The following is a 1,340-nucleotide window of genomic DNA, read 5'->3' as shown; positions in this document are numbered from 1 at the left end:
GTCAATAAACCTTTCAATTACCCACAACTTTCGCCCCGAGTTGCATCCCGAGGACGATGTCAGTTAGACGTGTGAGCCCGCGCCACATGACGATGTTGCCGGGCGGAGGGTCGCCTTTGCGCGCGAGGTAGCCACCGAGCTTGGCTAACTCGATGGTGTAGTGCGACAGCGTCCGAGGCAAGAACTCCGGGACAGTCGACGTCGGTGACAGCTGATCCAGCACCGCGATCTCGACGTCGGTGAACGCTTCGCTCGGACTGGTGTCCGGATCGGCGCGGTTGAGCATCGTCAACCAGAAGATGCGCCAACTCAGGATGCAGTAGATCGCGATCAGATTGGTCAGGCGGTCGGCTGTTCGCAGTCGGGAGTCCTCGGCTCGGCAACCCGACTTCAGGATTTTGTGGAAGGTCTCGATCTTCCAGCGCATGGCGTACCAGTCGATTTTCTCGATGGCCTCGGCCTTGGAATACACCGGCAGGTTTGTGATGAGCTTCCACTGCAGCGGGGCACGACCGGCTGGCGCTTCACGCTCTTGCGCATGGAGTACCGTTAACTCAAGCGGTGGATACAGCTTCTGCTTGCCGATGGGCGGAAGCACTCCAATGCGCCGGTATCGGATCTCCAGGGTGGCTTGACAAGGCTGACCCCGCTCGTCGCGGAACTCGACGCGATGCAAACTTCGCACGCGAACATCGGCCATTTCGTCAGCGATCGTGTGACCGCCATCGCCAGCCAGCCGGTCGACGCAGGTTCGCACCAGGAAGCGAGTTCCGAGCTCATCGGCCAGGCAGAACAACTCGTAGATGTCGCTCTCGCGATCACAAATATGCACGCAGCGCTAGGGCTCGTCGATCAAGGCGTTCGACTGGCGCAGGTTCAGCAGCCACTTGACGCTTTCCTTCTCTTCAATCGGAACACGCGTCGGGTTGATCTTGCGTTTCAGCACGCTGGTGCCTTTGAACTTCTGACGGCTCCAGAACTTGATCGCGCACAGGCCTAGCGGCAGCCCCTGTGCCGTCACGACGAGGCTCGAGTGCATCAAGGTGCCGCAGGTAGTGTGCGGTTGGGGACGGCCCGCTTCGTCGCGTCGGCTGTGAGTCACCCCCTTGAAGCCAATCAATTCCGGCTTGTCCCTCTTGTAGGAGAACTCCGTGGTGTCCTGAAGGATGAGCAATGGGCCGCAGCTCGCCTGGGCCCGATCACGCGTGGCCTGGAAGTGCCCAGAAAGAATGGCATGCTCGTCAACATCATCGTTGGACAGAAACCGGTAGGCAGCCTTGGTGTTAGCCCAGTCCTGGCATGCGAACGGAATCGTGCCTCCGATGTTGCCCCCGAGTCTA

2 protein-coding genes are annotated in these 1,340 nt (G+C 60.0%); both read right to left on the bottom strand.

Translation table 11 applies throughout. The annotated features are described in order from the left end of the window. Positions 1–13 precede the first annotated feature (13 nt). The gene (locus ACSFA3_RS23615; protein WP_435507850.1) at positions 14–832 is read right to left on the bottom strand and encodes an IS4 family transposase; all 819 of its coding nucleotides are present in this window, start codon (positions 830–832) and stop codon (positions 14–16) included. A gap of 6 nt (positions 833–838) precedes the next feature. Then, positions 839–1,340 (bottom strand): IS4/Tn5 family transposase DNA-binding protein (locus ACSFA3_RS23610; RefSeq protein WP_435507849.1); only part of this gene is annotated, 502 nt, incomplete at its 5' end.

This window comes from Variovorax glucosi (genome assembly GCF_051216695.1).
Taxonomy (GTDB): domain Bacteria; phylum Pseudomonadota; class Gammaproteobacteria; order Burkholderiales; family Burkholderiaceae_C; genus Variovorax.
Note: the sequence above shows the minus strand (reverse complement) of the source record. Positions and strands in the feature narration are given on the sequence as shown.